The organism is Paucisalibacillus algeriensis (assembly GCF_000577245.1).
Lineage (GTDB): Bacteria > Bacillota > Bacilli > Bacillales > Amphibacillaceae > Ornithinibacillus.
The window spans coordinates 257,347-276,108 of sequence record NZ_CBYO010000020.1 but is presented as its reverse complement, the minus strand read 5'-3'; the positions used below and the strand labels follow the sequence as shown (position 1 = coordinate 276,108).

20 protein-coding genes and 1 riboswitch are annotated in these 18,762 nt (G+C 37.2%); of the genes, 6 read left to right on the top strand and 14 right to left on the bottom strand.

Annotation, left to right across the window (positions count from 1 at the left end):
• Positions 1-57: 57 nt before the first annotated feature.
• Positions 58-1,227 (bottom strand): sporulation protein YhbH, encoded by a 1,170-nt coding sequence (yhbH, locus tag TY11_RS15515; protein ID WP_042148157.1) that lies wholly within the window; start codon positions 1,225-1,227, stop codon positions 58-60.
• 265 nt (positions 1,228-1,492) lie between these two features.
• Complete coding sequence (locus TY11_RS15510) at positions 1,493-3,388, bottom strand: PrkA family serine protein kinase (protein WP_042148153.1); 1,896 nt, start codon at positions 3,386-3,388, stop codon at positions 1,493-1,495.
• A 385-nt stretch (positions 3,389-3,773) separates the two neighbouring features.
• On the opposite strand from TY11_RS15510, the gene TY11_RS15505 reads away from it, so the two are divergent.
• A complete protein-coding gene (locus TY11_RS15505; RefSeq protein ID WP_042148150.1) occupies positions 3,774-4,493 on the top strand; it encodes a YebC/PmpR family DNA-binding transcriptional regulator in 720 nt (239 codons plus the stop codon).
• 240 nt (positions 4,494-4,733) lie between these two features.
• Positions 4,734-4,898: a hypothetical protein gene (locus TY11_RS20460; protein WP_155982713.1), complete on the top strand. Its 165-nt coding sequence runs from the start codon at positions 4,734-4,736 to the stop codon at positions 4,896-4,898.
• 44 nt (positions 4,899-4,942) lie between these two features.
• Here TY11_RS20460 and TY11_RS15500 read toward each other — a convergent pair whose 3' ends face one another.
• The 4 genes from TY11_RS15500 to TY11_RS15485 all read right to left on the bottom strand — a co-directional run bounded on the left by TY11_RS15500 (position 4,943) and on the right by TY11_RS15485 (position 7,896).
• Complete coding sequence (locus TY11_RS15500) at positions 4,943-5,563, bottom strand: LysE/ArgO family amino acid transporter (RefSeq protein ID WP_042148147.1); 621 nt, start codon at positions 5,561-5,563, stop codon at positions 4,943-4,945.
• 23 nt (positions 5,564-5,586) lie between these two features.
• A complete protein-coding gene (locus TY11_RS15495; RefSeq protein ID WP_042148146.1) occupies positions 5,587-6,258 on the bottom strand; it encodes a GNAT family N-acetyltransferase in 672 nt (223 codons plus the stop codon).
• Between the two features lie 17 nt (positions 6,259-6,275).
• Positions 6,276-7,130 carry a carbon-nitrogen hydrolase family protein gene (locus TY11_RS15490; protein WP_042148144.1) on the bottom strand — a complete coding sequence of 285 codons (855 nt, stop codon included), beginning with the start codon at positions 7,128-7,130 and terminating at the stop codon, positions 6,276-6,278.
• A 115-nt stretch (positions 7,131-7,245) separates the two neighbouring features.
• Entirely contained in the window at positions 7,246-7,896 is a 651-nt protein-coding gene (locus TY11_RS15485) for a YjbE family putative metal transport protein (RefSeq protein ID WP_052345856.1), read from the bottom strand.
• A gap of 235 nt (positions 7,897-8,131) precedes the next feature.
• Between TY11_RS15485 and TY11_RS15480 the strand changes: the two genes are divergently transcribed.
• On the top strand, positions 8,132-9,340 hold the full coding sequence (locus tag TY11_RS15480; RefSeq protein WP_042148142.1) for a PLL family lectin: 1,209 nt from the start codon (positions 8,132-8,134) through the stop codon (positions 9,338-9,340).
• A 158-nt stretch (positions 9,341-9,498) separates the two neighbouring features.
• Positions 9,499-10,878, top strand: a complete 1,380-nt coding sequence (locus TY11_RS15475) for an amino acid permease (protein ID WP_042148139.1) — start codon at positions 9,499-9,501, stop codon at positions 10,876-10,878.
• Positions 10,879-10,926: 48 nt separating this feature from the next.
• On the opposite strand, the gene TY11_RS15470 is transcribed toward TY11_RS15475, so the two are convergent.
• Positions 10,927-11,700, bottom strand: a complete 774-nt coding sequence (locus TY11_RS15470; RefSeq protein ID WP_052345855.1) for a tyrosine-protein phosphatase — start codon at positions 11,698-11,700, stop codon at positions 10,927-10,929.
• A gap of 247 nt (positions 11,701-11,947) precedes the next feature.
• Here TY11_RS15470 and TY11_RS15465 point away from each other — a divergent pair, with 247 nt between their 5' ends.
• Positions 11,948-12,940, top strand: coding sequence for a peptidoglycan recognition protein family protein (locus TY11_RS15465; RefSeq protein WP_081755945.1), 993 nt, complete (start codon positions 11,948-11,950; stop codon positions 12,938-12,940).
• 124 nt (positions 12,941-13,064) lie between these two features.
• Here the strand turns inward: TY11_RS15465 and TY11_RS15460 are convergent, their stop codons facing one another.
• The 3 genes from TY11_RS15460 to TY11_RS20680 all read right to left on the bottom strand — a co-directional run bounded on the left by TY11_RS15460 (position 13,065) and on the right by TY11_RS20680 (position 14,425).
• Positions 13,065-13,619, bottom strand: coding sequence for an NADPH-dependent FMN reductase (locus tag TY11_RS15460; RefSeq protein ID WP_042148135.1), 555 nt, complete (start codon positions 13,617-13,619; stop codon positions 13,065-13,067).
• A gap of 68 nt (positions 13,620-13,687) precedes the next feature.
• Entirely contained in the window at positions 13,688-14,161 is a 474-nt protein-coding gene (locus TY11_RS15455; protein ID WP_081755943.1) for a CBO0543 family protein, read from the bottom strand.
• Positions 14,162-14,275: 114 nt separating this feature from the next.
• Positions 14,276-14,425 (bottom strand): hypothetical protein, encoded by a 150-nt coding sequence (locus TY11_RS20680; protein ID WP_197025104.1) that lies wholly within the window; start codon positions 14,423-14,425, stop codon positions 14,276-14,278.
• A 142-nt stretch (positions 14,426-14,567) separates the two neighbouring features.
• A riboswitch (cobalamin riboswitch) is annotated at positions 14,568-14,748 on the top strand.
• 175 nt (positions 14,749-14,923) lie between these two features.
• On the opposite strand from TY11_RS20680, the gene TY11_RS15450 reads away from it, so the two are divergent.
• A complete protein-coding gene (locus TY11_RS15450; RefSeq protein WP_042148130.1) occupies positions 14,924-15,403 on the top strand; it encodes an acyl-CoA thioesterase in 480 nt (159 codons plus the stop codon).
• A 65-nt stretch (positions 15,404-15,468) separates the two neighbouring features.
• Here the strand turns inward: TY11_RS15450 and TY11_RS15445 are convergent, their stop codons facing one another.
• From TY11_RS15445 to TY11_RS15430, 4 genes are read right to left on the bottom strand one after another with little or no spacing between them, the layout of a single operon-like run.
• Positions 15,469-15,774, bottom strand: coding sequence for a PTS sugar transporter subunit IIB (locus TY11_RS15445; protein ID WP_042148128.1), 306 nt, complete (start codon positions 15,772-15,774; stop codon positions 15,469-15,471).
• Positions 15,774-16,112, bottom strand: coding sequence for a PTS lactose/cellobiose transporter subunit IIA (locus TY11_RS15440; protein ID WP_042148125.1), 339 nt, complete (start codon positions 16,110-16,112; stop codon positions 15,774-15,776). The genes TY11_RS15445 and TY11_RS15440 overlap by 1 nt, the downstream gene beginning before the upstream one ends.
• Positions 16,113-16,114: 2 nt before the next feature.
• A complete protein-coding gene (locus tag TY11_RS15435; protein ID WP_081755942.1) occupies positions 16,115-17,404 on the bottom strand; it encodes a PTS sugar transporter subunit IIC in 1,290 nt (429 codons plus the stop codon).
• A gap of 22 nt (positions 17,405-17,426) precedes the next feature.
• Positions 17,427-18,731: a 6-phospho-beta-glucosidase gene (locus tag TY11_RS15430; RefSeq protein WP_042148122.1), complete on the bottom strand. Its 1,305-nt coding sequence runs from the start codon at positions 18,729-18,731 to the stop codon at positions 17,427-17,429.
• Between the last annotated feature and the right edge of the window lie 31 nt (positions 18,732-18,762).

Here is an 18,762-nt window from a genome sequence, read left to right as displayed (position 1 = left end):
TTATTACGGAAATAGAAAAATCCCCTAAGTTCTTCATTCTTAGGGGATTCATAAATTCTAGAACGTCATTACATCACGCTGAAAAAAGCTCTTCATCGCGTGATACACATCTCTTTTTTCTTTTAAAACATAGTGGCGGAACTTTGGATTTTCAATCGTGTTATAGGCACGCATTAATGTGGAGTGGCGGTTATAAATATTAACCTCAGCATAGCCAAACATATTGGAAACATTCATAATTTCATTGACGAGGCGGATACATTTCGGATTGTCAGAGGTGATATTTTCCCCATCTGAAAAGTGAAAAGGATAAATATTATAACGGGCGGGATTATAGCTAGAATCAATCAATTCAATCGCCTTTGCGTATGCAGATGAGCAAATGGTTCCACCACTTTCACCCTTGGTAAAGAATTCTTCCTCGGTTACTTCCTTTGCCTCTGTATGATGAGCAATAAATGCAATATCTACATGTTCATATTTTGTTTTTAAAAATCGAGTCATCCAGAAAAAAAAGCTTCTTGCCATATACTTTTCAAAAGATCCCATTGAAGCACTCGTATCCATCATTGCAAGTACTACTGCCTTCGATTCTGGTCTGATTACTTCATTCCATGTTTTAAAACGTAAATCATCATTATAGATCGGTGTTATTCCGGGGTTACCTTCTCGTGCATTTCGTTTCAAAGCAGTTAATATCGTGCGTTTTTTGTCAATATTCCCCATTAAGCCTTTTTTCCGCACATCATTAAACTCAATTTTTTCTGTTATGATCTCTGATTTCTCTTTTTCCTTTAAATTGGGTAATTCTAATTCCTTAAATAGGGCTTCCTCTAACTTTTCTAACGATACCTCAGCTTCATAGTAGTCGTTGCCAGGCTGATCGCCTGCCTTCTTTCCATCGCCAGGACCTTGCCTTCCTTGACCTTTTGCGTTCGGATCTTTTCCTACTACATCTCCTACTTTACTATCTCCATTACCTTGCCCTACATGCTTAGACTTGTTGTAGTTGTATCGAATTTTGTATTCATCTAATGAGCGGATCGGAATTTTGATTACATCTCGCCCGTTAGACATCACGATACTTTCTTCACTAATTAAATCAGGTAAATTATTTTTAATGGCTTCCTTTACTTTATCCATATGGCGTTGTTGGTCTTGAAAGCCTTTGCGATGGAGGGACCAGTTTTCCTCGGAGATGACAAAGTTCTGTTTACCTTCCTGCATAACATCCCCTCCTGTTCATTTGTATTATTAGAAGACTTGGCGTTCGCATGTTTTTAGCGAATGCCTTAGTCGCACTTATGCAGATTGGGTTTACGGTCCACAGTCCTATCTGCATAAGTATCGAATCATTCCTGAGAATATTTCGATACTTTTCTCTATAATATGCAGTTGGGCGCATATTATTGCAATTTATTAAATGTAATAGATTAAAAAAAGGTAACAAGACTAGCTTCTAGCCAACCTTGTTACCATATCCAACGTATAATTATCGATTCAGCAAACTTCCAACATATCTTAGAAGTTCATTCGCCGATACCGAATTATACCCATATTCATCTATCAATCTAGCAATTACCTCATTAATTTTCTTTAGTTGTGATTCATCTGGTGTCTTGGAAGAGGTTGTTATTTTCACAACATCCTTTAGATCTGCAAATAACTTCTTCTGAATTGCCTCACGCAGCCTATCGTGTGAGTTATAATCAAACCGCTTGCCTTTTCTTGCATAGGCAGAAATACGAATTAGGATTTCTTCTCGGAAAGAACGTTTTGCATTTTCGGAAATACCTATTTGCTCTTCAATTGAACGCATTAGCTTTTCATCTGGATTCAATTCTTCACCAGTTAATGGATCTCTGAGCTTGTTTTTATTACAGTAAGCCTCCACATTATCTAGATAATTATCCATTAGGGACTTTGCAGATTCTTCATAGGAGTAGACAAACGCTTTTTGAACTTCCTTCTTAGCAATTTCATCATACTCTTTTCTTGCAATGGAAATATAATTCATATAGGTTTCCTTATCTTCGTCTGAAATCGATGCATGCTGTGCAAGCCCTTCTTTTAAGGAACGTAATACATCAAGCGCATTAATGGATGGCACTTCTTTTCGAATAATAGCAGATGATATACGGTTGATCACATAACGAGGATCTATCCCATCCATACCTTCTGTTGGGAACTCTTGCTTTAAATCTTCCACATCAACCTGGTTATACCCTTCAACACTCTCACCATCGTAAAGACGCATTTTCTTAAGCAAATCCATGCCCTGTTTCTTAGAATCTTCTAATCTCGTTAATACAGAGAATATGGCGGCAACACGTAGAGCATGTGGCGCAATATGGACATGTGCTATATCACTTTGATTAATCATTTTTTTATAGATACGTTCTTCTTCACTTACTCTTAGGTTATATGGGATTGGCATCACTATTATTCTGGAATGCAGTGCCTCATTTTTCTTATTAGATATAAAAGATCGGTATTCTGACTCGTTTGTATGCGCAACGATTAGCTCGTCGGCTGAGATGAGCGCGAACCTACCCGCTTTAAAATTTCCCTCTTGTGTAAGGGACAACAAATGCCATAAGAACTTCTCATCACACTTCAACATTTCCTGAAACTCCATCATACCGCGGTTTGCCTTATTTAATTCTCCATCAAATCGATATGCTCTCGGATCTGACTCCGATCCATATTCTGCTATCGTTGAAAAATCAATACTACCTGTCAGGTCTGCAATATCCTGGGACTTCGGATCAGATGGACTAAAGGTTCCGATTCCAACACGCTTATCCTCCGAAAGAAAAATACGCTCTACCTTAACATCTTCCACGCGTCCTCCATACTCCGACTCCAGACGCATCGTATTTAGCGGGGATAGACTACCTTCTATCCGAATACCATATTCCTGGAAAAAGTCATCCCGTAAATGATGTGGTATTAAATGGAGTGGATCCTCATGCATTGGACAACCCTTAATCGCGTAAACAGCACCCTCATCCGTTCGCGAATATTTTTCCAAACCGCGTTTTAGCATGGTTACAATGGTAGATTTACCACCACTAACCGGGCCCATTAATAATAGAATACGTTTTCTTACATCTAGTCGCTTTGCAGCAGGATGAAAGTATTCTTCAACAAGTCGCTCAATAGCCTCTTCTAATCCAAATATTTCTTCACCAAAGAACTCATACATCTTTCGACCATTTCTTTCCTTAACACCAGCTGCTTTAATCATATTATATACTCGCGAATGAGCAGTCTGGGCAACCTCAGGTCTTTCCTTTATGATGTCCAGGTACTCCGCGAATGTACCTTCCCACTTCAAACGATTCTCCTCTTCACGAAAGCTCTTCACCCTGTTAAGAATATCCATGTTATCTTTCCCTCCATCTTGGACGCGGTTTATATAGCTTATGCAAGACTTCATGTCGAGATGCCGAGAACTTTAGGCGGAGGGCTGTCCAGATATTGTATCTATCATTACTTTTAGAGTTAATTTTTCTCTTTTAAAGAAGATGAATGGCTAGTCATAATGTTTTTAGTTTATTTCTTATCTAAAATCGAGATGAGTAGCCCTGTCAACATCCCTAATAAAAACTCCCTTACAAAAGACCCATTATGATCCATCACCCATCCAAAATTTCTCGAGAAAATCCGCCTAAAATGTTGTATAATAGTATAGTCAATCAGTTGATACTCCATTGTTTTTAATAATAAGATTCAGTCAGACTAAGGTTAAGAAAGTGAGATGTTCTTTTATGGGACGTAAATGGAATAATATTAAAGATAAAAAAGCAGAAAAGGATAAGAATACTAGTCGCATTTATGCTAAGTTTGGTCGCGAGATTTATGTTGCTGCTAAACAAGGGGAACCAGATCCAGAAGCTAACCAAGCATTGAAGGTTGTTTTAGAACGTGCGAAAACATATAGTGTTCCTAAGCACATTATCGAGAAGGCTATTGACAAAGCCAAAGGTGGAGACGACGAAAACTATGATGAGCTTCGATATGAAGGATTTGGTCCAAACGGTGCAATGCTTATTGTCGATACATTAACAAATAACGTTAACAGAACGGCATCTGAAGTACGTGCTGCCTTCGGTAAAAATGGTGGTAACATGGGTGTAAGTGGATCTGTTGCTTATATGTTTGATGCTACTGCAGTATTTGGTGTAGAAGGCAAAACTGCTGATGAAGTTCTTGAGCTTTTAATGGAAGCTGATGTTGATGTTCGTGATGTATTAGAAGAAGATGAAACCGTAATTGTATATGCAGAACCAGACCAATACCATGCTGTACAAGAAGCTTTTCAAAATGTTGGCATTACAGAGTTTACCGTTGCTGAATTAACTATGCTTCCTCAAAACGAGGTAGAATTAGATGAGGAATCCAAGGCACAGTTTGAAAAGTTAGTTGATGTTTTAGAAGATCTTGAAGATGTTCAACAGGTCTACCATAATGTTGATTTAGGTGAATAATCTTGATATAACCATTGAAACGTCCTTTTCCAAAAGGGCGTTTTTTTGATTGTGCAATTAGTGAGCTTTCTCTGAATGAAGCAAACATGACCTCTGACCCACATATTTATAAAAAATAGCTCAAATTACTTACAATACGACAAAATATTCAGATAGTAATTTTACCTTAAGTTTATAACCTCTTAACAATGAGTCTATACAATTAAAGATGTACAAAATAAAAATCATGAGGTGATCAAGGTGAAGTTAAAAAAGTTATTATTGACTATTTTCATTCTGATTCTATCAACAGGACTTTTAGCGGCTTGTACAGAAGATCCAGAAGAACCAGCATCAGATGAGGATTCAACGGAACAACAAGAAACAGGAGATGTTCAAGAAGATCAAGAAGAAGATCAAGAATAGTAGCACAGAAAACAAAAAGCCTTCCATGGGGAAGGCTTTTCTAATCAAAATAGGTCCGCATCAACTATTTGATATCCCATATACACCGCCATTACCCAAATAATAATAGCCGATACTTGATTTAGTCTTTTCAGTAACTTATCGGAATTTCCTATTTTCCCAAGTCGGCTCCCCACTAAAGCAAGACTGAAGAACCAAATCCAGGATATCAAAATACAAGAAACAGCAAATATCAGCTTCTCAAAACCTTCATATGCGATGGAATTTGTTCCGATTACACCAATCGTATCTAAAATGGCATGTGGATTTAATAGCGAAACCGATGCCGCAAAAGTAATTTGACGTTTCGTTGAATATCGGTCTCGGTCCGTTCGATCCCTATTCGGATTACTTTTCCACATAACCCATCCCATATACAGTAAAAAGAAAAAACCTGCCCAGGATAATGCCAGGCCGATACCATCAATACGGAGAACAATTACAGAAACCCCAGCTATAGCCAAGGAAATCAGTATAGTATCACATATTGCTGCCGTAACGACAGCCGGTAAAGCCTTTATTAGCCTAGAATGTATGGCACCCTGGTTAAAAATAAACACATTTTGTATCCCTAAAGGAAGGATTAGACCAAAAGCTAATATAACGCCATGCATAAAGGCTTCCACAATTTCCCCTTCCTTCTACTAAGCTACAAAGTCATAAATGGATTTTTCCATTCCATCAAAACAGCATAATTCAAGGATTCCTCATCCTCCAAGTAATTTGGGATTACACCGATTGGCATTCTTCCCACATTTAATAAGAATGAAAGTACCGGATCCTTTAACTTACCGCCTACCACTTGTTCTAAATAGGCTTCGGCCGATAAGGTATTAGCATGTTTATGGTAACCAGGCATCCTACCACCACCAAGTAATCTCTCTAATCCTTTATGAATCACAACTTCATACATCGACTGCATCAGTAATTTACCCAGAGCTAATTTACGAAAAGTTGGTCGAATACAAATGTCGACTACATACAATGTGTTTCCATGTGGATTATGATTACGTATATACCCATCATTTGTAATGTCTTCCCATGTATGAATAGGATTGGCAGGATCGAATTCCACAATTACCCCTGTCATAGATCCTGCTAGAACACCACTCACTTCCACACATAATGCACCATCAGGAAATAGGGTCACATGATTATCCAGTTGTTCCTTGCTCCACCACAGCTCCGATGGAAAAGGAGGAGGAAAGCTTTCCGCCTGAATTTGTATTAATTCATTAAAGTCTTCCCGCCCGTAATTCCTTACTAATGCATCTACAAAACCTTCATCGCTTCTAAGGTAGACTTGCTTTTTATAAAGCATAAGGTCTCCTTCCCTTCTTATTTACTAAGGTCGGGATATAAATCTAGGCGTCTATCGGTCCAAGTTGTTACCGATCCTTCTTCTCTTACTTTATATAGTAGCGACAAATCTAGATCAGCTGTGATAATCATATCATGGTTAAATTCGCCTTCCATTAAAATTCCGTTTTTCGGAAATGGAATATCATTTGGCGTGATGACTGCAGCCTGACCATAATTCGCTCTCATAAAGTCAACATTACGTAGAGCTCCAACCGTACCTGTTGTTACAACATATACCTGATTTTCAATTGTTCGAGCATGGCATGTATAGCGCACACGGTTAAAACCATGAAGGTCATCTGTACAAGACGGCGCAAAGATAACATCAGCCCCCATACCACGTACCACCCTTACAATTTCTGGAAATTCCATGTCATAGCATGTTAACAAAGCAATTTTTCCTTTATCTGTCTCAAAAATCTGAATGGATTCGCCTGGGGTAATGTTCCAATCTTTTTTCTCTGTTGGTGTCATATGAAGTTTAGGTTGTTCCGCCACACGGCCATCTGGATAAAATAGATGGGCAGTGTTATATAATTTCTCTGCTTTTTCTATTACATGGGTTCCACCAATAATATGCATTCCCGTTTCCTTTGCTAATCCTTTAAACAAGTCTATATATTGTTCTGTAAAGTTAGGTAATTCATCAACTAGTCCAACCGTTTCTCCTGTGATAGATAGTAACTGTGTTGTAAAGAACTCCGGGAAAAGAACGAATTCGGAATCATATTCTTTAGCAGTTCGAACATAATGAGTTACTTGAGCTGCGAAGTCTTCAAAACTATTTATTTTTTCTAAGTGGTATTGTACCGCTGATACACGTAATTTCATATGGGGTAACTCCTTTTAGTTAGTTATATCTGTACTATATTTCATTGTTTCCATTTGTACAATAGTAATTTTACAATTTCCCTTCACGTTCATGAAGACCCCCTTGTATAAAGCTTTACCGATACTTCCTTTGAAACCCACCGATTGTTAGGGTAGCAATAATCAACCCAATTAACATGGCTGTTTCCGTGAACGGATTTGAAGCGAAAATAAGTTGTATAAATGGTTCTTTTACGATCATTTCCCCAGCTGTCCAAGCTAATAGTGCTGAACCTATATAGACAACAAACGAGTATGTTTCCATGATCTTTAATATAAATTGGCTAGCAAATAGCATGATTGGGATACTTAAAATGATACCTATGATAACTAATAGCATATTGTTATTGGATACCGCTACAATTCCCAATACATTATCTAAGCTCATCAGCATATCTGCCAAAATAATAATAACAATTGCTTCTTTCAAGGAATTACCAACTTTCATTTGGCTATCTTCCGGTTCTTTATCTACTAGAAGCTTATATGCCACCAATAACAGTAGGATTCCCCCTATTAAATGGATATATGGTAATTTTAATAAATACATGACTATTACCGTAAATACAATACGGAATACTACAGCCCCAACCGTTCCCCAGGCAATTGCCTTTTTCTTTAAGTTGGATGGTAAGTTACGACTTGCCATTGCGATAACTACCGCATTATCACCACTCAATATCAAATTAATCATCAATATCTTAACAAAAGGCTCTACAAATTCCAACGAAGTTCCTCACCTCATTCTGTTTTGTCTTTTAAAAAATACTTGTCCTAAAAAAACTATGAACTAAATAACCATTACATTACTTTTTTCTATAAAAAAGCAATCAGCTTAATTTAGGTTCGGTAAATATGAGGAACTCCATAATTGCCTACTTTCTTTTCCAGGAAATAGGCTTATTTATTGCTTCCAATTCATACTCCCCAGCATATTCTAGTTAAAAAGCGGAGGAATGCAGATGTTTTATTATCAGTACTATTTTCCACAGTTTGTACCAGTACAGTATTACGGGCAACCGTTATATATGGATAGGCAACAGCCAAGTGTTCAACAAATTCTACAAACCATTCGTTCCCAACATAACAATTTATATAGGGAACTTGAAGATGCAGGGATGAATAGGCAAATTACAGAATATGTCTTTTTCTTTGTCGTGAACTATGTGGTAAATCAAGCCAATGCCAACCAAAACGCTAATCAAATCTATAACCAATTCCAAAGACAGGTTCCATGGTTTAACTTGTTATTCAGACAACATAATGTTTCTCAAAATGTTGCAGACCGCGTACTAAGAAGGGTTATTCAAATCACACTAGATCAACTAAAAGGTGGGGGTGGTCAGCCTGGTCCAGGGCAAGGTTGGTCCAATTGGGAAGACTTAGGTGGCGTTCTTACTTCTGCACCAACTGTTGCTTCATGGCAGCCGAATCGTTTAGATGTGTTTGCTAGGGGTACAGATAATATGCTTTATCACAAATGGTGGGATGGCTCTCGCTGGAATGATTGGGAAAGCCTTGGTGGTGTCTTAACAAGTCCTCCTGCCGCTGTTTCTTGGGGACCAAATCGAATTGATGTATTTGTTCGCAGTACAGATAATACGCTATATCACAAGTGGTGGGATGGCTCCCGTTGGAATGATTGGGAAAGCCTTGGTGGTGTCTTAACCAGTGGCCCAGCAGTTTCTTCACGTCGTACTAATCAACTAGATGTGTTTGTGCGTGGTACTGGAAATCGTCTTTATATGAAAACATGGAACGGATCTCGCTGGTTAGATTGGGAAGATCTTGGAGGAAATCTAAACTCTGAGCCTGCCGCAGTCTCTTGGGGTCCAAATCGCATTGACGTCTTTGCTAGAGGCCAAAACAATGATTTAATTCATAAGTGGTGGAACGGGAATAGGTGGAGTGATTGGGAAAGTCTAGGAGGTACATTAACTAGTGCACCAGCAGTTTCTTCTCGCCGCGCAAATCAATTAGATGTATTTGCTCGTGGTACTGGAAATCGACTCTACAAACGTACCTGGAACGGGACACGTTGGGGAAACTGGGAGAATCTTGGCGGCACACTAACGTCTGCGCCTGCAGCGGTTTCTTGGAATCCTAATCGGATTGATGTCTTTGCTAGAGGTCAAAATCAATCACTAATCCATTCGTGGTTGGATAGATAATACAGAGGTATTAAACCTAATGGGGTACAATCTAATCTTGTGCCCCATTTTCTATTTGGTATAATGAAAAGATGTTTATCTGTAAACATTTTGGTGAGAGATATTAGTAATTTTACATAAACTAAATGTACATAACGAAAAATAAAAGAGGTTTTAGTGTGAACAGACTTAGAAAAAAAGACATTCATGACATGCTAAACAAAAAAGACAGCATACAACTCCGTCGAACATTGGGAGCATTTGATTTAGTAATGCTTGGGGTTGGAGCTATCATAGGAACCGGTATTTTCATTCTACCTGGGACGGTTGCTGCGCTACATTCTGGTCCCGCAATTATTTATTCGTTTATTATCGCGGCGATTGTTTGTTCATTAGCCGCAATGTGTTACTCCGAATTTGCGTCTTCCATCCCAATAACGGGAAGCGCCTATACGTATAGCTATTCTGTATTCGGAGAAGTCGTTGCGTGGATTGTGGCATGGGCATTAGTATTGGAATATGGACTAGCTGCAGCTTCGGTTGCAACAGGATGGTCTGCTTACTTTGTTTCTTTATTAGAGGGATTTCATATTGCTATACCACATGCGGTGACAGGTCCTTTTAATCCAACAGAGGGAACTTATATCAATCTCCCTGCTATTGTAATTGTACTATTACTAGCTTTCTTACTTTCGTTTGGATTACAAGGTTCAAATCGGTTAAACAAGATTATGGTATTTATAAAAATTAGTGTTATATTGCTGTTTATTATAGTCGGTGTGTTTTATGTAAAGCCAACTAACTGGGAACCCTTTTTACCGTTTGGATGGGATGGTGTATTTACTGGAGCCGCACTTGTATTCTTTGCATATCTTGGATTTGATGCTGTTTCTTCCGCTGCGGAAGAGGTAAAGAATCCACAAAAGGCAATGCCAATTGGGATAATTGGTTCCTTATTAATTTGTACAACACTTTACGTAGCTGTTTCACTTGTATTAACAGGTATGGTTTCTTATACGGAGTTAAATGTCAGTGACCCTGTTAGTTTTGCAATGGAAATGGTAAATCAGAACTGGGTAGCTGGATTTATATCACTTGGAGCTATTGCAGGGATGATGACCGTAATTCTTGTATTACTTTATGGAGGAACAAGATTACTGTTTGCGCTTGGCCGTGATCAATTATTACCAAAAAGCATGAGTCGCCTAAATAGTAACAATTCTCCAGTCATGAGCACTTGGGTTTTTTCTATTCTAATTGCTCTTTGTGCAGGCTTACTACCATTAGCTAAACTGGCTGAAATGACGAATATGGGGACTTTGCTTGCGTTTACGATCGTGTCCATTGGTGTGATTTTTCTAAGAAAGGATAAGCAACTACCAAGTGGCGGGTTTAAAGTACCGCTATTTCCTTTCATACCAATTTTATCGTTTATATCATGTATCTTTTTAATCACACAACTTTCCGTTGATACCTTGATAGCATCCGGAATTTGGTTTTTAGTTGGATTAATGATTTATTTGTTCTATGGCCGAGGACATAGCTTAATGAATAAATAAACTAGAATAAAGGAGGACATCTACACGGATGCCCTCCTTTTAATTTTATTAATCAAGTAAATGACTTCTAAGTAAATTAATATCTTCCTTTTCAAGTCCAATTCCGTTTAACAGGTATGACTCTACACTTCCGTACACTCGTTCAATCTCGTTAAAAAATGCTCTTATGTATTCAACGCGTGCCTCATACATGGCCTGGACAACCTCTTTATCAATGTAATCTGGCATTGTATACCCAATTGCATTAAAACCTTCTTGCATGGCATCTAATGTATTATTCGTGTACAAATAATCTTCTTCAATAATATCAAGAGGAACACCAATTGTACTTAATAAAAGTGCAGCGACAGCACCTGTTCGATCTTTACCAGCCATGCAATGGAAAAGCATTGGCTTGCCTGGCTCATTTAGTAATACTCTAAAGATTTTTGCAAAGGCAGTTGTATTGGCTACTAAATCTTGGTTTAAATTGACTAGCATTTCACCAGGCTTACTATTTATTAACTTGCTTTCGAAATGACTTAAATCTCCAACTTGCCTTACAGCTTTTTCATCATTAATCATTGGAATATGATTCCACATAGCACCTTTAAGGACTGGGTCTGGGTGTTTTCCAATCTCATCATCATCGCGTAAATCACAAATATTTTTTATACCCAATTTACCTATAGTTGCTATATCTAGTTCTGTTAATCTACTTAAATTTCCTGAACGAAATAGAATTCCACTTTTTACACTACGTCCATCACTAGTCTTGTAACCACCTAATTCACGGAAATTAAAACAACCTTCCAAATGCACTTCACGTAATACCTTTTCCATATTCTTCTCCCCCAAATATCTTCTTGTTAGCTTTTTAAAGTACGAATGTATCGAAAACTCTCGGTGTTGCTAACTTAGTATATATTATTTTAACAAAACCTATTGCAATTTGAAATTCATCAGTGAAAATCTGGTATTAATCATGACTTTAAATCAATAAACAGTTCCAATGAAAAAATCTTTTTTTGTGTATAGAAACCGGATTTCACTTGAGACTAATAATAAGAATGATGAAAGGAAATGACTGATGAAAAAGAAATGTAGTTTTATCCTATTATTTACTTTCATGTTATGTATAATAACCTATCCTACTAAAGCCGTTGAAACTACCCTATCCAATCTTTATGTGGTACAAACTGGTGATACGTTACCTAGCATTGCCAAACGGTATAATATCACCACTCATGATTTAAAAATAGCCAATGGACTACAATCTGATTCTTTAATTAAGGGTCAAAAGCTACGAGTTCCAGTAACTTATGAAGTGTTACCAAGAGATACCCTACAGGAAATTGCTCTAGCCCACCACTCTACAGTACAAATCATAAAGGAAACGAATAACCTTACTTCTCACAATTTATATCCAGGTCAAATCTTAACCATCAAACCAAAGAAAATGACAATGGAAGGCCAGCATATTCTGATGAACAAGGAGGAATTTAAGGATTGGTTATTTAACCAACAGATTCCTAGAGAAATCCATCTAATTCAGCAACATCATACTTGGAAACCATCTTACAAAAACTTTCACGGAAATAATCATTTTCAATTATTAAATAGCATGCAAAATCACCACATGAAAACAATGGGTTGGGATAATATTGCTCAAAACATTACAACCTTCCCTGATGGAAAAGTTGCTGTGTCTAGACCTTTAAACATTGCACCGGAAGGCTCGATTGGTCCTAAGGCCAATAAACATGGAATTGCGATAGAGAATATTGGAAACTTTGATATTGGTCATGACGTTATGACAAAGGAGCAAGAAGAAACGATTGTGTACATCACTGCATTACTATGTTTAAAATTTGGTTTAACCCCTTCGTTAGATACAATCACCTATCATCATTGGTGGCATTATAAAACAAAAGATCGGGTATTGGATGATGCCAATAATAATGACGTAAAATCCTGCCCGGGAACAAGCTTTTTTGGAGGAAATTCTACGGATAGTGCGAAGAAGTATTTTTATCCATTAGTGATAGAGAAGATGGAAGAACTCCAAGTATTGGATAAATAAATATCAGCTAACTGGTTTCCCTGCCCACTCTTGGGCTCAGAGTACCCGAATTTTTATAGTTTCCCAATGCAATATAAAATCACCCTTCATTGTTGTTACCAAGGCAACGAAGGGTGATTTCTGCTTAATATTTCTCTATTAAATCTACAAACTTATTTACAAACTTTGTCAGGAATTCAACCGTACCTTCATTTGTAATTTCACCATTTTCATTCAGAAGTGTTGCAACATTACCTATGTACGCCTCCGGCTGTTGAAGTACTGGCACATTTAAGCATGTAAGTGTTTGACGCAAATGTTGATTAGCTCCAAAACCACCCAATCCTCCTGGAGATTGACTAATAATTGCTGCCGGCTTGCCACTCCATTTATTATCTGTCATAGGGCGAGATGCAGTATCTAGCGCATTTTTTAACACAGCGGGAACAGAACGGTTATATTCGGGTGTTATTAATAAGAAGGCATCGAGCTCTGCAATTTTATTACGAAATTCGCCTATTTCTGCTGGCAAATTGTCCTCGTCATCAAAATCCTGGTTATAGAATGGGATGTTTCCAATTTCAACCATTTCCAATTCATATCCCTCAGGAAATAACATCGCCACATTTTGTGCTAGCTTCTTCGAAAAGGATTCTTTTCGCAAACTACCAACTAATACTCCAACCTTTTTCACATTCATCATCCTTATTTTAATTATTTGCTTATATAAAGAAATTGTAAGGAAACTAAATCATAAAGTCAAAAATATTAGTTTTTTTTCGCTTTTTCCACAAACCAATTGTAATAGAACAAGGCAATATTTAATGTAATCAGCATCGTAATCCATGACCAATACCATGCCCAATGTTTGTAGACAATTAATTCTGTTGTTTTTTCAAGCCATACTTCAAGGAGAGTAATAAGTGTTGGATATAAGACAATATAAAACAGCTTAACGAGCAACCTTTTTGCCCTTGGAAAATAAAGATTATAAAGAACTGCAATAGTAGGGAAGACAACATATTCAAAAGCAAAATTTGAAATATAAGCTCTTTCCAATATTCTAACTGGGTATAAGATTAAATTATATTGGCTCACCAACGTACCATATAACCAAGATTGAGCCTGCATAAACAAAAATGTAATATTCGCATCAATCACTTTTGATTTCGGTACGAATACCAAAAGTAAAACGGCAGCTACTACCATCGATAATAGTAATATAAATACTTGTGGATCCACTATGATTTCTCCTTCTCTTATTCTTCAACTTATTATCTCTTTTGGAAGAACAACCTATTCTCACAAAAAAAGCAACACTCACTAGAGTGTTGCCCTCATAACGATCAATGTACTTTATTCATCATCTATCTCGCCATCACCAATTTCATCCTCTTCCTCAATTTCTTCAATGTCTTCCCCTTCTTCAGGAAGTTCATCATCTCCACATGCTGCAAGAGAGAAAGTTGGAATGATTAAGAATAACAGCAATAAGAATTTCTTCAAGTTTAAAACCTCCTTTTACGGTAGTTTTTCCGGGTCTCTTGTATGTTATTCAGAGGAGTAGTTAATTAAATATAACAATCCATTAATTTGTCAAAATATCTTATATTGATTATAGTGGAGCATGTAATGTTAATTAAATAGCTTTACTACCATTAATATTGGTGTTTTTTTTAAGACTTAATAGGGAATCTGGTGAAATTCCAGAGCTGTACCCGCAACTGTAAATGCTGACGAAATAATCATATCCACTGTTCTCAGAATGGGAAGGGATTAGAGTAGACGAAAGCATGAGTCAGGAGACCTGCCAATATTAAAGCGTAATATCTTCTTCGGGAGTTGGGGAGGTATATCAAGGGAATCCATCATAGCAACTGTTCATCTGTTGTATTGTTATGTTCTCTTGTATTAATCCATCCATCTGTGATGGCTTTTTTTGTATGTATTCATTTCCTCTCTCTCTTTTTGAAGATAAATAACGATTAGAAAAGAGGAATTTTAATGGAAGAAAGACTACCCACAAGTATTTCCAGGACCAGTCAGACAAAACTAGTATTGCCTCCAGATACCAATCATTTAGAAACGATTTTTGGAGGTACGGTTTTATCTTACATTGATGAGATCGCGGCAATTACAGCAATGAAGCACAGTAATCGGGTAGTAGTGACGGCATCAATCGATACCGTTAATTTCCTTTCATCTGCAAAAGTAGGAGATATTTTACATTTGGAGGGTGTTGTTGTGTCAACTGGAAGAACTTCCATGGAGGTCTATGTAAAGGTAGAGTGCCAAAGTATAAAGACAAGGGATAGGACGATAACCACCACAGCTATACTAACAATGGTTGCAGTTGATGATGATGGAAACCCCACTCCCATTCCTAATGTGAAACCGGAGACAGATCAGGAAAAACAATTATTCCACACTGCTGAAATAAGACGTAAAAGACGATTACAGGTGCGTGAAGAAAAGCTTATTTAAATAGTTTTTAAACGCAAAAAGGCTTGTGCATTTTCACAAGCCTTTTTTGATCATAAATTTTAGTACTATTTATTATTCAATTCAATTGCTTGGCTTAATACCTTATCTCCTTGAATCATACCATATGCCATCGAATCGATAACATCAACCTTAATCCCTTTAGGTTCTACTTGTTCTCTAATTTTTTTCTCAAGATAGCGAACTTGTGGGCCGATTAGGACAACATCGAGTCCTTCAAGACTGTTCTTTAATTGCGATTCTGGCACTGCTTCAATTTCAGCTTCTAGATTTTGCTCATCAGCTGCAGCTCGCATTTTTTTTACGAGCATGGATGTGGACATACCTGCTGAACATACTAAGATTATTTTCATTACTTTTGTCCCTCCAATTGTTGCATTTTTTCATACATGTCAATCATTTCATTAGCTAAATCTTTAACCGCCATAGAGGTCATTAAGTGATCCTGCGCATGAACAAGAATCACAGTAACTTGACTTTGGTTACCACTTGCTTCTTCCTGCAGGAGCTTAGTTTGGATATGATGTGCTTCATTAAATTCTTTTTCTGCTTCTTCAATCTTTTTACGTGCTTCTTGAAAGTTATATTCTTTTGCAAGCATAATGGCCTCCATCGCAAATGAACGAGCATTTCCGGCATGCAGAATAATGTTGAATGAAAGCATTTGTAGTTCTTCAGTTGTTTCTGCCATTTTTATTGGCCTCCCATTTTCTGTTTTAGTGTTCTTACTCCTGCCATAACAAATGGGATATACATGATTACAGCAAGTGCAATGTTAAATATTTGTAAGGCAATTCCACGCCAGCTACCACCTGAAACTAGGTAACCACTTAAAATTGGTGGCGTTGTCCATGGTAAGATTGCTACTGTTTTTGGTACCAGTCCTGTAGAAATAGCAAGGTAGGAAATAATTGTTAATGTAACTGGTATCAAAATAAATGGTATTAGCATTACTGGGTTTAAAACAATTGGTAAACCAAATATTACAGGTTCATTAATGTTGAACAATCCTGCAGGTGCAGATAGTTTTGCAACTTCTCGGTACGGATGTTTCTGTTCATTACGAACAACAATAAATATTGCAACGATTAATGCAATGGTAGTACCTGAACCACCCATGAAGACGTAAGAATCAAGGAATGGCTTCGTTACAATATATGGTACATCAAATGCTGACATGCCACTTGCGAAAAGGTCTGCGTTCTTCTCAATTAATGGTAAATAAATTGGCTCGATTACTGAACCTAAAATGTTTGTTCCATGCAAACCAAAGAACCATAATAAGTGGTTAAGGAATGCAATAATAATCGCAGCTGGTAATGTGTTACTCAATCCTTGTAATGGCTTTTGAATAGCATTAAAGATAACTTCGAAAATACTCATTTCAGCAAATACATTCATTAATGCTTGGAATAATCCAACTAAAATCAAGATTAGAATGGATGGTATTAATGCTTTAAATGACTTTGCAACACCATCTGGAACCCCTTCAGGCATTTTGATTGTAAATTTGGATTTAACTAACACTCGGAACAACTCGGTTACAACCAACGATAAAATAATTGCTACAAATAAACCTTGTGCACCTAACCAAGCAAAGTTTAGACCCCAGTCTTCTGTAACTGGAACTAGCATAATATATGCTGCTGCGGAAAGCAAACCTGCAGCTAATCCATCAACTTCATAGGATTTAGCAAGGTTATAAGCGATAGAAAAGGCAACCAATAAACCTAGGACAGCAAATGTTCCATTCCAAATTGATCCACCAACTTCTTGCCAATTTCCTTCCCCAAAGATTCCATTCATTATAGATACTAAATTAAAGCTACCAAATGGCGGAAAGTTATTAATTAATACTGCCAACGACCCTACAATGATTAATGGCATGATAGCTACAAACCCATCACGAATTGCCACTAGATGGCGCTGCGACCCAATTCGACCAGCAATTTCAATAAATTTTTGCATGAATTTATTATTCATTTCAACATTATCCCCCTAAAAATTAAAATTGTGGTAAAAACTCTTTATGTGCTTCTAAAAGCTCATCCAATACTACTTTGCTAAGTTTCTCATCAGCAATTAGCGGATTCATAACAAAAGCCAAGTATGCATCATTGTAATTACCTGTAACTGCCGCATGAATAACTAGTTCTTCAAATGCTTTCATTTGTTGAACAATTCCTTTTATAGCGTATGGTAGAGAACCTATTGCAATTGGTTTCGGTCCATCTTTAGTGATGACACAGTTAGCCTCAATAACTGAGTCATCTGGCAAGTCAGATATAGTACCGTTATTGAACGTGTTTACAGTTTGAATATCTTCTTTATTGTTATAGATGGAATCCATTAATCTACATGCAACATCACTGTAAAATGCTCCACCTCGTTGTTCCAACTCCTTTGGTTTCTCATAGAGTTCTGGGTTTTTATAAATTTCAAATAATGATTCCTCCAGCTTTTGTACAACCTCTGCTCTAATTCCGTGCTCCTCATAGGCTTTCAGATCTTTTTCCAGTACATCTTTTGTTTGGAAATAATATTGATGGTAAGGGTTTGGAAGAAGACTTGTTGATTCAATAAATGTTCTTGACCAGCCAAGGTTTACAATATTTGCAGGCGAGTAATCAAGATTATCATTTACTAGTTTTGCTAAAACCTCTTCTGTTCGGTCAATACCTTTGACGAATACTTTTTTACCAAAAACAAAATGATTCATACCAACAAATTCTATTTGTACATCATCTGGTGAAACATTTAGTATTTCTGCCACAGAATGACGCATGTTAAACGGAATATTACATACACCAATTACCTTTTTATGCTTGGAGTGTTTTAATAGAGCCTCTGTTACCATACCCGCCGGGTTCGTAAAGTTAATCATCCAAGCATCGGGGCAAATATTATGAATATCCTCTGCGATGTCCATTAATACTGGTATCGTACGAAAAGCTTTAAAGACACCTCCTGCACCATTTGTTTCTTGGCCAATAAAACCATGACTTAGCGGAATACGTTCATCTATTGCACGGGCCTTTAATCCACCAACACGGATTTGTGTTGATACAAAATCAGCATGTTGTAGCGCTTTCTTTCGATCCAACGTCCATGATAGACTAATAGGTTTTCCGGATTTTTCTATCATTCGTTTTGCTAGTTCACCAATGATTTCTAGCTTTTCTTTTCCATCCTCAATATCAACTAGCACTATGTCTGTTACTGGAAAACTATCATGACGGCGAATCATTCCTTCGATAATTTCTGGTGTATAACTTGATCCCCCACCGATTACTACTACTTTTAACGTCATTACAGGTCTCTCCTTAGATGTTCATATTAAA